The organism is Arthrobacter gallicola, from assembly GCF_014836775.1.
Lineage (GTDB): Bacteria > Actinomycetota > Actinomycetes > Actinomycetales > Micrococcaceae > Arthrobacter_B > Arthrobacter_B gallicola.
Genome location: NZ_JACSQD010000003.1, coordinates 335113 through 348945, shown reverse-complemented (window position 1 = coordinate 348945; position 13833 = coordinate 335113). Strand labels below are relative to the sequence as shown.

Below are 13833 nucleotides of genomic sequence, written 5' to 3'. Positions count from 1 at the left end.
CACACTTTCCCGGGCGGCCGGTACGGGCTCACCAATGGACCGCAGCGTGGAAGCGCCGGTCGAATTCGGCTCCCATGGACGCCGTATAAGTAGCGGTCAGGTGGTTGCTGTCCATGTAGACAAAAACGTTGCCGACTGTCGGCAGGCAGAGGCCCTGAGGACAAATGAGGTCCGTCATGTCCAGCAGTGCCAGCCCCTGGATGGCATCGAAAGTCGCCGCCATTTCGGCCGAATCCGCGAGTTTGTCCGTTAGGGGTGCGGTGCATTCCTCGGCAAAAATGCCATGCGATTCCGCACACTGGATCATGTTGTCCGGAAAGCGCGGGTTGTCACGGATGCCGATGACCGGGATGCCGTGGCCGGCCAGATCCATGGCTGCATCCGGCAACCCGGCCACCACGGTGTCCATGGGTTCCACCGCATCGGCCGCCGTGCCCACCGCCAGGACCGCGTCGGGCCGAAGCTCCTTGGCGTAGCGAAGCACGGCCTCATTAAAGTCGTTGCACTCTGCGCGGCGCGCATCATTCGGCACGCCGAAGGGGCAGGCCCCCAGCAGCACCGCAATAACCCGGTAGTTTCGTTCCTCAGCCATTGGTTTGATAGCCCCGAGCCATTGCTGTGAGTGCGAATCGCCCAGTACCAAAATGGTCTTGCTGTAGTCCTGCCGATCAGTGCCCAAACAGTGTTCTGCTAGAACAGGATCTGTCGGTCGGTCCTCATACGCCCCGCAGTCACCATCCAACCCTGCCCATTCGGAGTTAACTGAACTCGGTAGAGGCAAGACGGGAGCTCCCGGAAAGCGTTCGTCTACGTAGTCGTTCGCCAGCACACGGGCCCCGGGATTATTCCGAAGAGCTTCAGCCTCAACACGCTGTTTCTGCAACTCTAGGCCGCCCTTCCAGCCCAGGACCGGTCCGGCCACCAACGCCAGACACACAGCGACCACGACTCCGGCACGGCGTTTCTTTGCATCCGCCCAGGCCAGTGAGCGCAGCGGGCGCTCCACAAACTTCGTGGTGAAGTATGCCAGGACCAGAGAGAGGCCAATGATCGCCGTGCCCCCGTACAGTCCGACCTCTTCCCTGTCCCTCCAGATCAAATAGATGATCAGCACGGGCCAGTGCCAGAGGTAGAGCGCATAGGACATGTCACCCAGCCGGATCAGCGGCTTCCAGCTCAGGAACCGATCCGCGCCAAACACACTCCCGGTCTGTCCGGCCACGATGACGAGGGCTGCGGCCACCAGCGGCCAGAGGGCAACGTAGCCGGGGAACTCTCCCTGGACATCCAGGATGAAGCCGCCGGACAGCATGGCGGCGAGCCCCACCCAACCGGCGGCAATCCGCACCGGGCGAGGCAGTTTCAGGTACGGCAGGGCGAGCGCCAGCAGGGTGCCGAAGGCGAACTCCCACAGGCGGGTCCGCGTATCGAAGTACGCGTGCACCTGGTTGGTATAGGTCTCATGGATGGAGAACGCCAGCGAGACGGCAAAGAGGGCACCAAAGACCATCAGCACCACACGGCGGTACCGGATTTTCGTGGCCCGGGCGATGACGGCTGCCAACGCGAAGAGGAGGGGCCAAAGGATAAAGACCTGTCCCTGGACGGACAGCGACCAGAAGTGCTGCAGCGGACTCGCGACACTCTGGTCTGCTGCGTAGTAGTCAACGGAGTTGGCAGCCAGGACCCAGTTCTGGAAGTAGAGCAGGGAAGAGAACGCCTGGTCCAGGATTTCTGTCCATCTGGACTTGGGCACGAAGGCCGCGGTGGCGGCGAGGACGGCCAGAATAACCACGACGACGGCGGGGAGCAGGCGCTTGAACAGGTGCAGCCAGTAGCGCACCAAATCCAATGGCTTACCTGCTTCGACCTTCCGGACAAAAGAAAGGGTCAGCAGGAACGCAGAGATGAGGAGGAAGATGTCGACGCCACCGGAGACACGTCCGAACCAGACGTGGTAGGTCACCACCATGAGCACGGCGAGCGCGCGAAGGCCCTGCACCTCGGGACGGTAGGACACTCGATCGGCAGGACGCGCCTGCCGCCCGGGGGCAGCTAGTAATTCCTGGGACACACAGACCTTTCCACAAAGAGCTTCTCAGATTCCCCCACATTGAAGTCTACCTCCGGGTATCACCTGCAGTTTTGAGCAGGCCGGGCCGGTTGGATCCGTTATCCACAGGACCCTCTCCCGTCCTCCAGATCCGGAGAAGGACAGATACTCTCACTCCCAACCTTGCCAATCGCCATCAGGAGGCTCACCGTGGACATTCATGCCATACTTGTCCTGCCTCCGGCAAAGTCGGCACTTCACGGGTCGGGCGGGGGGTGCCAGGCTGTACCCCTCGTGATCGATTCAACAGCAATGTCCTCCTGTGCAGACCTTGCCGAGACGTTGGAGCAGACCTTCGGCCCAGGCCCCTACGCCGCCGATGGGCAGCCGTTGGCACCGCTGTCCACTCCCGTCCTTTCGCTCCCCAACGGCGTCGTCCTGGCACCAACAGCGCGCTCCCGGAGAACGCCCGCAACTGATCCGCCGGGCTTGGTTCTCGTAACCCACAGCGGCCCCGACGCCGGCCGGGTCATCGAGCTGCGCCAAGGCCGATACCGGTTGGGCCGTCCCGGCCTGACGCTTTCCGCCGGCAGCATCCCGATTGAACTAAGGGACCCGGCACTTTCGCGCCTGCATGCAGAACTGACAGTCGACGCGAGGGGTGTCCGGATAACCGACGCGGCATCACAGAACGGCGTGTGGGTTGATGGAAGCCGTATCGGCACGGCTGAGCTCACCACAGAGTCGCGGGTCTTGGCAGGGAACACCACGTTCCGAATCTGTGTCCCCGCCTCCGCCCGCCTCCCCGGGGGCGGGCGGAACTCCGCCGGACCGCTTACGGTACCGATGCAGCCACCGGCAGCGCATAACCCGGGGCTGCTGGCAGCGGCGGTTCTTGCTCTTGGGCTGGGCGTGGTGCTTGCCATGACCACAGGCATGTGGATATTCCTGGCATTCTCGGCCGTCACGGCCCTAACAGCCTTCGCGGGTTTCGCAGGATTCAGGCGCAGGAGGAGGCAGTTCCGTGCGGCGGTGTCCAGGACCGCCGCACAGGACGCGGCGCGGCGGCGGCTCGCCCACCCCACTGCCGGGGACCGTGCTGTCGCGGTCCTCCAGTCGACCCTGCGCCTGCGGGCGGGAGAGCCGCCCCTGACCAGCCCGCCGCTACACTCCTGCACCGACGGTGGCCCGGCGGTTTACGGACTTCGCCTCGGGACCGGATCCATGCCCGCCAATATCGTGCTGCAGGCACCCAGGGAAGATTGGGTGCCTCCGCGGCTGGACGATGTCCCCATTACCTTGTCCCCCGTTCCCGGAGCCGACATCCGGATTACCGGCCCAGTCGCAGAGACAATGGGAATGCTCCGCTCTGTGCTGCTTCAGTTAGCCTCGCACCCTCCTGGAGGAGCGGGCCCAGTGATCCTTCTGTGCCGCGAAGTCAACCGCTTCGTCTGCGATGCAAGGCTGCTGCCTGGAGTCCAGCTCCTAGCCGTAAGCGACGTCCCAGCCGCAGCCGCGGCCATCCAGGGGATCGCCGGCCAGGATTCCTGCGCCCCGCTGACTGTCCTTGCACCTCCGTCAGCCGCTGCGGACGCCGGTCTTCTCCGGGCAGCGCTGCCCGAGGCGATCCGCCAGACGGCGGTCTTCCTCGTCGGGATCGAACCGGACGGGACCGGCGGGTCCCAAGCTGACGCCGGCGGCGGCCCTGGCTCCATCCTGCTCTCCGAAGACGGCGGCGTCCTCCTGATGGACGGCATGGAGCAGGCTTTTCGTCCGGACCTCATCGGACCCCGGGCCTTCCACCGCACCTCCGCCCTCCTGGCATCCGCACAAAAGCACAATGCGCGGCGGTCCGTACCAAGGGACCCTTTCCCCATGTCCAGCGGACATATGGCCGCCTCGTGGGCCCGCAGCGGGTCAGCCAGGGCAGCTCTCGGCCATCACGGGACGGCAGCGGTGTCCCTGGACCTTGTGGCGGATGGACCACATTTCCTCATTGCCGGAACGACTGGCTCGGGAAAGTCCGAGCTCCTGCGGACGTTCGTTGCCTCCTTAGCCGCTGCCGTCCCCCCGACCCGGCTGAACTTTCTCCTTATCGACTTCAAGGGCGGTTCCGGGCTCGCTCCCCTGGCCCGCCTGCCGCATACCGCGGGTTTCCTCACAGACTTGTCCGGCGAAAACGTCGCCCGGACGCTGGCGTCCCTCAGATCCGAGCTCAAGCGCAGGGAGGCGCTGCTGGCAGCTGCAGAGGCCAGTGACCTGGACGGCTTTAACAGCAGCGCCCCAGTTTCGAAAACCCTTCCCCGCCTGGTTGTCGTCATCGATGAATTCCGGATGCTCGCAGACGCCGTGCCCACGGCCGTTGCCGAGTTGATGCGGATAGCCGTACTCGGCCGGTCACTGGGCCTGCATCTTGTCCTGGCCACTCAGCGCCCGCAGGGTGCGGTCACTGCGGACATCCGCGCCAACATCTCCACCTCGGTCTGCCTCCGTGTTCAGTCGGCCATGGAATCCCGCGACGTGGTGGGATGTGACGATGCTGCGGACATCCCGGCATCCTCCCCCGGCATGGCCATACTGCGCAAGGCAGGGGACCCACCGATCCCGCTGAGGGTCAGCTCGACCGGGTCCAGCCCTGGCAGTCCGCCTCCGCCACTCCAGACACTGGCTCAATACCTCTCTACTCCGCTGGACCGGCGCGGGAGGCCTCCCGGCAGGAGTCTCGAAGAGCTGGTGGAGGCGGTGATTTCCGCAGCAGCCGACGCCGGCTACCCAGCGCGGGCGCAGCCCCCGGTCCAGCCGCCGCTGCCGAATGCGCTCCCCCACAGGTCCCGGCTCCTGGGAAACACAGACTCTGGCCGCGCCGTGGTGCTGGGATTGGCAGACCGGCCGGAACAACAGTCCCAGGATGTGCTCGAGTGGAACCCCCACCGGGATTCACATCTGGCCCTGGTGGGGCCGCCGGCGTCAGGCACGGAAACCGCCACGGCACTTCTGGCAGCCGAGCAGCTCTCGGCTCTGCCTGGCCGGTACCTTTATGTACTCGACGGAGACGGATCACTTGCGTGGACCGCAGGCCACGCGCAGACGGGGGCGTACGTCGCACCGCACGAAACGCGCAGAGCCGCCCGCCTGGTCAGTGTCCTTGGCGGTATCGTCCTCCAGCGCCTGGCCCGCGGACGAAACGGCAGCGGCAGTTCCAGTTCCGCGGGAATCACGCTCCTGGTATCCGGCTGGGGCCGGTGGCAGGACGCTTTTCGGTCCAGCCGGTTCTCGAGCTCCGAAGATGAAATGCTCGGTTTGGTCCGGGACGGCGAAGCTGCGGACGTCTGCCTGGTGATCAATGGCAACAGAGAACTGCCGACCGCACGGTTCTTCCAGCTGGTCCCAAACCGGCTCTGGTTTCCAGCCGGCCTCCCGGATGACGCGCTCGTGGCCTGGCCCCGGATGCCGCCGATGGAATCGATTCCCGGGCGGGCCTACGTCCAGGGGCGAATTGGAGCCCCGGCGGGTGCGGTGGCGCAATGCGGCGAGCCGCCCCGGGACGTCATTCACACCCCATTACCGGAAGGCACTGTGCCGCCGCAGCGCGTGGAAGAGCTGCCCGCCTACACAGGACCGGAAGACCTCGCACCGGTCTCCGGCCCTGACCGGTTCCCCCTCGGACTGCACGGTGACGAGTTGGATACGGCCGAGGCGTATCTGCCGTCCGGCACCGCGTTTCTGGTCCTTGGTCCGTCCGGATCAGGCAGGACAACGCTTCTGCGTCAGTTCGAGCGTGCCGCAGGACAGGACATGGAGGTCCACCGCTTCGATTCAGGGTGGCTTGCGCCGGCGCCCACAACGGCGGAGTCCGCCAACGGTGAACCAGGAGCCAGCAGACCGGTTCCAGGCCCAGGAGACAGCGGACCAGGAGCCAGCAGACCAAGTCCCGGTCCCGGAGACGGCGGCGCCCGTAACTGCCTGATCCTGGTCGACGACGCTGACCGGCTTCCCTTGGAGGCGCATGCCCGTTTGACGCAGTTCCTCGACCACGGGGCCAGACTGGTGCTGGCGGCAGTCCCCGGCTTCGGTCTGGCCTCCCGCCTGCCCGCCGCAGCACGGCTGCGGTCTGACCCCAGGGGCGCACTTCTTGCTCCGGAGCAACCATCAGATGCCGAGTTTTTCGGGGTGCGGCTGAACCTCGATGCTCCCTCCCGTCCTGGACGGGGATATCTCATTGCGGGGACACGGGTCACCGAGACTCAGTTCGCCGGCCCGGCCTAGGTGCCCCGGCTCCCCGGAACTGGAGGATGTGCCGGTACGGCGCCCCGGGCCTTAGTAGGTTTTGGGCTCCGCCTTGGTGCCGCTGGTCCACGCGATCACTGGTTTGGTGAAGATCAACAGAAGGACCGCGGCGGCAGGAAGAAGCAGCACCAGGCCGGCCAGGACCACTCCACCCTGGATAGTCGGCACGGCGATCACGATCATAAAGAGCTGCCAGACCAGGGCCGCAGCCCGGGTCCAGCGCATGCCACGGAATAAGAAATGCCCCACCACCAGGAGCCATACCGCGATCGCCACAATGAGAATAAGGCTGAAGATCGCTCCCCCGAGGGAGGTTGCCGTGGCCGTCAGCAGGTTGTACACATACCAGGCTGCGACCCCCAGAAGACCTAGGGCTTCCAGGACGAGGACGACGGAAATGATGATGACTGCTGCCGGACGGGACGCGGGAGCCGGGGAATCTTGGGGTCTTGACACAATGGCACCCTACCGGACATAGTCGAGGGGCGATGAGGCGGAACTCCCCAGCCAGCGGGCTTGACCCCTTCAGGACAGGCGATGAGACAGGCGCACAGTTGCTGTTCCGATTTTCAGTCATTGCCGGAGCCACGGAGCCCTGTGACGCATCACTCATCATTTCCGGCAGATTAACAGCTTGTTAACCCTTGTTTGCGTTTCGCTGTCATGACACCCTTGTAGAGGGGATCAGGGGCCGGAACCGGCCCCTTTAGTTTGTGGTTGCTCGTGAATGTTTTCACAAACAAACGGAGTCAACTTTTCAGAGGAGATAGTGATTAGCATGGATTGGCGGAGCCGCGCAGCGTGTCTGGACAAGGATCCGGAGCTGTTCTTCCCTGTGGGAAACACCGGCCCGGCACTTCTTCAGATTGAAGAGGCCAAGAGCGTATGCCGCCGGTGCCCGGTTATCGATACCTGCCTGCAGTGGGCCATCGAAACCGGTCAGGATGCCGGGGTCTGGGGTGGCATGAGTGAAGACGAGCGCCGTGCGCTGAAGCGCCGTGCCGCAAGGGCACGCCGGGCTTCCTAAGAAGCAACAAGGACCTCGGAGTTCTTGACTGAACCAAAGAAGACTTGCTCAGGCGCCCCCCGCCTGGGATATCCGAAGGGCCGCTGCCTGAGTAGCGGCCCTTCGTTGTTCCCGGAATCCTATCGGCGCCGGGCCCCCTCGAGCCCCATCTCAATCGTCACTTGGGTTCCTCCGCCGGGCCGCGGCGACCAGGCAATGGTCCCGGCCAGCTCGCTCTGGACCAGGGTCCGCACGATTTGCAGGCCGAGTCCTTCGCTGCGCGGCCCTGCCGGAAGGCCAACACCGTCGTCGGAGATGGTCACCACCAGGGTTTCCTCAACGTCTTCCGCCCGGCGCCGTTCGGCACTGAGCCACACGGTTCCCCCTTCGCGCCCGGACAAACCGTGTTCGACGGCGTTGGTCACCAGTTCGTTGATCACCAGGGCCAGCGGGGTGGCGAAATCGCTGGGCAGTTCCCCAAAGGTGCCCTGCCGCTCGGTCCGCACGCCCTGCGCCGGCGACGCCACCTCAGCCGATAGCCGGAACTGCCGGTCAATGAGTTCGTCGAAGTCCACGTTCTGGGTCAGGCCCTGGGACAGGGTTTCGTGCACCAGTGCGATGGTGGAGACCCGGCGCATGGCCTGGGCCAGACCGAGCTTCCCCTCTTCGCTTTCCATCCGGCGGGACTGCATCCGCAAGAGCGCAGCAACCGTCTGGAGGTTGTTCTTGACCCGGTGGTGGATTTCGCGGATGGTCGCGTCCTTGGAGACGAGTTCCATCTCGCGCCGCCTGAGCTCAGAAACATCGCGGCACAGCACCAGTGCACCAAAGCGCTCCTTTTCGTCGCGCAGGGGTATGGCGCGAAGCGAGAGGCTGACACCCCGGGACTCGATTTCAGTCCGCCACGGCATCCGGCCGGTCACGACCAGCGGCAGCGTCTCGTCGACCATCCGTCGGTCCTTGAGCAGCGCCGTCGTGATTTCGGCCAGGGGCCGGCCCTCGAGCGATTCCATGTCGCCGAGCCTGCGGAAGGCCGAGACACCGTTGGGGCTGGCGTACTGCACCACTCCCTGGGCGTCGAGCCGGATAAGCCCGTCCCCCACCCGCGGCGCACCCCGGCGCGAACCGGTGGGCGTCGCGAAGTCCGGCCACAGTCCCAGGGTCCCCATCCGCAGCAGATCATAGGCGCACTGGCGGTAGGTCAGTTCCAGCCGCGAGGGCATCCGCGAGCTGGAGAGGTCCATATGGGATGTCACGACGGCGAGCGTCCGGCCGTTGCGGACGAAGGGAATCGCTTCGACCCGCATTGCCGTGTCGGTGGTCCAGTTTGTCTCACTCGACCGCTCGATGGATTGGCTCTTCCACGCCGCATCGACCAGGGGCTGCAGGTCGCCCCGGATCCGCTCCCCCACAAAGTCGCTGTGGAAAACGGTGTGCGACGTCGACGGCCTGGCATGCGCCAGCGCGACGTAGCTGCCGTCGGGAAGCGGAAACCAGAGCGCCAGGTCGGCGAACGCGAGGTCCGCCACCAGCTGCCAGTCGCCCACCAGCAGGTGCAGCCACTCCGCGTCGCCGGGCGCGAAGTCGGCGTGTTCCTTGATCGGATCAGTAAAGATAGCCATGTTCCAAACTCCGTCAGCGCCTGACAATCGAGCGCAGCAGCCGCAGGGCGACCGACAGTGAAGCCATGTCATCCTGTTCCAGCTCGTTCACTTCGGCGAACATCTTTGTGGCCCGCTCAAGGTTCTCGGAGTTTTCACGCTCCCAGGCCTCCAGCCGTTCCACCGGGTCCCCGCCGGCCATTGACGGTGTGGCCTGCAGCGCCGCCACGGTCATGTCCGCGACGGTTGAATACAGGTCGTCCCGAAGCGCTGCCCGGGCCAGCGCCTGCCAGCGGTCACCGCGGGGAAGCTTGGTGATCCGTTCCAGCAGGTCATCGATTCCGTAGCGGTCATACACCGCGTAGTACACCGCGGCGATGCTCTCCACCGGCTCGTCGACCTGGCGGCTTGCCAGCGCGACGTCGAGCAGGCCGTAACTCTCGAACTGTTCGGCCCAGTAGGAGCCGAGCCCTTCGGGAAGGTCCCAGGCAGCGGCCGTTTCCATTGCGGCTTCGACCCGCTTACGGTCACCGCCGCGCATAAAGCGCAGCAGGTCCTTGCGCAGGGGTTCCACGATCGGTTTGAACGCGGCAATATCCTCATCGATCGAGCTGCCGCTGCCAACATGGTTTACGAACCAGCGCACGGCGCGGTCCAGCAAACGCCGCATGTCGAGGTGGATGGTGGTCCAGGTTTCCGTGGGGAAACTTGCCGGCAGCCCGCCCAGGGCGGCAACGACGTCGTCAATTGCATAGATCTCCCGCAGCGCGCTGAAGGCGCGGGCAACTGTTGCTTCACCGGCGGAGGTTTCCTCCATCACCCGGAAGGCGAAGGTGATGCCGCCGATGTTGATCATGTCGTTGGCGACGATCGTGGAGATGATCTCCCGCCGCAGCGGGTGGCTGTCCAGCTGATCTTCGAATCGTTCAACCAGCTGCTTGGGGAAGTAGCTGCGCAGGGTGCCGCGGAAGTACGGGTCGTCGGCCAGATCCGAGTCGGTCAGTGCCCGGGAGAGTTCGATCTTGGCGTATGCAGCCAGGACGGCAAGCTCAGGAGCCGTGAGTCCGTGCCCCTCCGCCAGCCGGGCCCGCAGTTCCTCGTTGGTCGGGAGCGCTTCAAGCTGGCGGTCCAGTCCGGCACGCTCTTCGAGCCAGTCCATCAGCCGTTCAAAGCTGGGGCTCCACTCGACAACGTGCTGCCGGTCGTTCAGGAGCAGCATGTTCTGGTCGATGTTGTCCTGGAGTACCAGGCGCCCGACTTCGTCAGTCATCGAGTGCAGGAAATCCGGGCGTTCCGCGGGATCGAGGCGCCCGGCAGCGACCATCCGGTCAACGAAGATCTTGATGTTGACTTCGTGGTCGGAGCAGTCCACCCCGGCAGAGTTGTCAATCGCATCCGTGTTGAGGATGACGCCGGCCAGCGCCGCTTCGATGCGTCCGCGCTGGGTCATGCCGAGGTTGCCGCCCTCGCCGATTACCTTGGCGCGGACGTCCCTGCCGTCGATCCGGATTCCGTCATTGGCTTTGTCCCCCACTTCGGCGTTCGTCTCAGCGGAGGATTTGATGTAGGTGCCGATTCCGCCGTTGTACAGCAGGTCAACGGGTGCCTTGAGGATGGCCCGCAGCAGTTCCGGCGGGCTCAGCCGGGTCACTCCGGCGTCAAGCCCCAGGACTTCGCGCACCTGGGCGCTGACCGGGATGCTCTTGGCCTGGCGCGGGTAGACGCCGCCGCCTTCGCTGATGAGCGACTCATCGTAGTCGGCCCACGAAGAACGCGGGAGTTCAAACAGCCGGCGGCGTTCGGCGTGGGAACGCGCAGCATCCGGATTCGGGTCCAGGAAGACATGCCGGTGGTCAAACGCGGCCACAAGCTTGATGTGCTCGGAGAGCAGCATCCCGTTGCCGAAGACATCGCCGCTCATGTCGCCGACGCCGGCGACGGTGAAATCTTCGCTCTGGGTGTCGACCCCCAGTTCGCTGAAGTGCCGCTTCACCGATTCCCACGCACCGCGGGCCGTGATTCCCATGGCCTTGTGGTCGTAGCCGATGGAGCCGCCGGAAGCGAACGCATCGCCCAGCCAGAAACCGTATTCGGCGGAAAGCGCGTTGGCGGTATCCGAGAACGACGCCGTGCCCTTGTCTGCGGCGACAACCAGGTAGCTGTCGTCACCGTCATGCCGGACCACCCGCTGCGGCGGAACGATCTGCTCGCCGTCCGCCGTGACCACCACGTTGTCGGTGATGTCCAGCAGTCCGCGGATGAACGTGCGGTAGCTCTCCTTGCCTTCTTCCATCCAGGCGCCGCGGTCCTCGGCGGGATCGGGCAGCTGCTTGGCGTAGAAGCCGCCCTTGGCACCGGTCGGAACGATAACGGCGTTCTTTACGGTCTGGGCCTTGACCAGGCCAAGGATCTCCGTGCGGAAGTCCTCGCGGCGGTCCGACCAGCGCAGCCCGCCGCGGGCCACCTCGCCGAAGCGCAGATGGACGCCTTCAACCCGTGGTGAATAAACCCAGATTTCGTACTTCGGCCTGGGGAAGGGCGCACCGCCGATGGATTCGGTATCGAGTTTGCTGCTCACATAGGACTTGCCCTGGTAGAAGTTGGTCCGCAGGGTTGCCTCAATCAGGTTGGCGAATGTGCGCAGGACACGGTCGGCGTCCAGCGTGGGAACCTGTTCCAGGCCTGCCTCGAGCTCCGCCCGCGCTGATGCGACTTCATCACTGCGCAGGGTGTCTTCGGTGTCCGGGTCGAACCGCGCCCTGAACAGCCGGACAAGGGCAGCGGTCACCCTCGGATTGGCCATCAGGGTGTCTGACATAAATCCGTAGGAGTTCGTATTGCCCATCTGCCGCATGTACTTGGCATAGCTGCGGAAGATCACGACCTGCCGCCAGCCAAGGTTCTGGCCGAGGACCAGTCTGTCGAACTCATCCGATTCGCTGGCACCCGAGCTGCCGGCCCGGAAGGCCTCAGCGAGCAGGTTGCCGGTCTTCAGGGGATCCACCCCTGCCGGATAATCCAGTCCGAAGTCATAGAGGAAGAGTTCGACGCCGTCCTGGCGGCGGATCTCAAAGGGACGCTCATCGAGCACCTTGAGTCCGAGGTTGTGCAGGAAGGGCAGAATCTGGGTCAGGGACCGCGGCTCCAGCAGATACAGTTTCAGCCGCGCGTCGGCGCCGTCAGCAGATCCTGCCGGGGTGTAGACGAACAGCTCCGGCGCGGTATCCGGGTTCTGCAGCCGGTCCTCAAAGCGTGCGATGTCTTCGAGCGCATCCTCCACCTCGTATGCGACCCGGTAGTCCATTGGGAAGGCGTCGCCCCAGAGCGCGGACAGCTTCTCCGCCTGCTCGCGGTCCAGCTTGCCGCGGAGAACTTCGTTGATACCTTCGGGCCAGGACCGGGTGGCACTGACCAGCCGGCGCTCCAGCGCCGCGGCATCGACGTCGGCAATTTCCACGCCCTTGGGCAGCCGGATGCGGAAGAAGAGCCGCGCCAGGGCAGACTCCGTCAGCCGTGCTTCGTAGTCGATCGACTCGGCATTAAACGTCGAGCGGAGTTCGTCCTGGATGCGCAGCCGGACCGAGGTGGTGTAGCGGTCACGGGGAAGGAACACCAGCGCCGACATAAAGCGGCCGTAGACATCGGGGCGCAGGAAGAGCCGGGTCCGGCGCCGTTCCTGCAGCCGCAGGATTCCCCGTGCCGTTTCCAGCAGGGCATCAACCTCGATCTGGAAGAGCTCATCCCGCGGGAAAGTCTCCAGGATGGCAAGGAGATCCTTTCCGGAGTGTGAGTCCGTCGGGAAGCCGGCGCGGTGCATCACGGCTTTCACCTTGTCCCGCAGGATGGGAATGTTCCGGACCGATCCCGTGTAGGCGCCGGTGGCGAACAGGCCGATGAACCGGCGCTCGCCGTTGACGTTTCCCTCCGCATCGAACCGCTTGATCCCGATGTAGTCGAAGTAAGCCGCACGGTGGACCGTAGAACGCGAGTTTGCTTTGGTAATCACGAGGGCACGCTTTTCGCGGGCCTTCGCTTTCCCGGCAGCGGTCAGGTGCTGCACTTTTCCGGCTTCCGAGCTGCGGCGCAGCAGGCCCATGCCGGTGCCCGAGGAGGCCCGGAGCACGTCTTCGCCGTTTTCCTCGATCAGGTCGTATTCGCGGTAGCCCAGGAACGTGAAGTTACCGTTGTCCAGCCAGGTCAGAAGTTCGTGGGCCTGCTGCAGATCCGGGATATCGGCAGCGCCGGTAATCGAATCGAGCTCCCCGGCGATTTCATGGACTTTCGACCGCATTTCGGCCCAGTCGCCAACAGCAACGCGGACGTCGGAGAGGACCCGTTCGAGGCCGTTGATCATGGCATCACGGCGGTCAACATCGGTGAGCCGGGGAACTTCGACGGCGATCCAGGATTCGATCCGCGCAGTCTGGTTTCCCCCGGTCAGCAGGCCTGAGATGTTCGGCAGCGCCGCCGTGTCGCCACTGGAGACGCCGGCGGCCGAAGGGACCCGGCGCACCTGCTGCAGGGTATCGCTTTCGCGGTCGCGGGCGGCCAGGAACGTCGGGTGTACCACCAGCCGGATGGCGCAGTTCTGCCGGACAATTTCTGCCGTCACGGAATCAACCAGGAACGGCATGTCGTCGGTGACGATCTGGATAACGCTGGCGTCACCCTGATCAAAAATATCTACGGCGGCCGTGCCTTCCGGACGGGTCCAGGCAAGAGCCCGGTGCTGTTCCGCCCGTTCCCTGAGGACCTCCTGCGGATACAGCTCGGCGTCTTCAGCCGCCAGATGCTCGTAATAGTTCCCGATGAACTCCTCAAGGGAAGTACTCGAACTGGAAAGATCCGTGGTGTTGGACCCAGACGACATTTAATACGCCTCCGAA

General features: G+C 64.7%; 6 protein-coding genes and 1 pseudogene. 3 read left to right on the top strand and 4 right to left on the bottom strand.

Annotated features, from left to right (window positions below; translation table 11 throughout):
- Positions 1-28: 28 nt before the first annotated feature.
- Positions 29-2002, bottom strand: a complete 1974-nt coding sequence (locus H9639_RS17175) for an acyltransferase family protein (RefSeq protein ID WP_318242036.1) — start codon at positions 2000-2002, stop codon at positions 29-31.
- Positions 2003-2365: 363 nt separating this feature from the next.
- Between H9639_RS17175 and H9639_RS17270 the strand changes: the two are divergent.
- Together H9639_RS17270 and H9639_RS08775 are read left to right on the top strand one after the other, a co-directional pair.
- Positions 2366-2827, top strand: a pseudogene (locus tag H9639_RS17270) (FHA domain-containing protein); the annotation flags it as partial.
- A 642-nt stretch (positions 2828-3469) separates the two neighbouring features.
- Positions 3470-6319 carry an FtsK/SpoIIIE domain-containing protein gene (locus tag H9639_RS08775; protein WP_318242035.1) on the top strand — a complete coding sequence of 950 codons (2850 nt, stop codon included), beginning with the start codon at positions 3470-3472 and terminating at the stop codon, positions 6317-6319.
- A 51-nt stretch (positions 6320-6370) separates the two neighbouring features.
- Here H9639_RS08775 and H9639_RS08770 read toward each other — a convergent pair whose 3' ends face one another.
- The gene (locus tag H9639_RS08770; protein ID WP_318242034.1) at positions 6371-6796 is read right to left on the bottom strand and encodes a hypothetical protein; all 426 of its coding nucleotides are present in this window, start codon (positions 6794-6796) and stop codon (positions 6371-6373) included.
- 322 nt (positions 6797-7118) lie between these two features.
- On the opposite strand from H9639_RS08770, the gene H9639_RS08765 reads away from it, so the two are divergent.
- Positions 7119-7367, top strand: coding sequence for a WhiB family transcriptional regulator (locus H9639_RS08765; RefSeq protein ID WP_055239553.1), 249 nt, complete (start codon positions 7119-7121; stop codon positions 7365-7367).
- Positions 7368-7486: 119 nt separating this feature from the next.
- Here the strand turns inward: H9639_RS08765 and H9639_RS08760 are convergent, their stop codons facing one another.
- Both H9639_RS08760 and H9639_RS08755 read right to left on the bottom strand, forming a co-directional pair.
- Entirely contained in the window at positions 7487-8968 is a 1482-nt protein-coding gene (locus H9639_RS08760) for a sensor histidine kinase (RefSeq protein WP_191807697.1), read from the bottom strand.
- Between the two features lie 13 nt (positions 8969-8981).
- Entirely contained in the window at positions 8982-13817 is a 4836-nt protein-coding gene (locus H9639_RS08755; RefSeq protein WP_191807696.1) for an NAD-glutamate dehydrogenase, read from the bottom strand.
- Between the last annotated feature and the right edge of the window lie 16 nt (positions 13818-13833).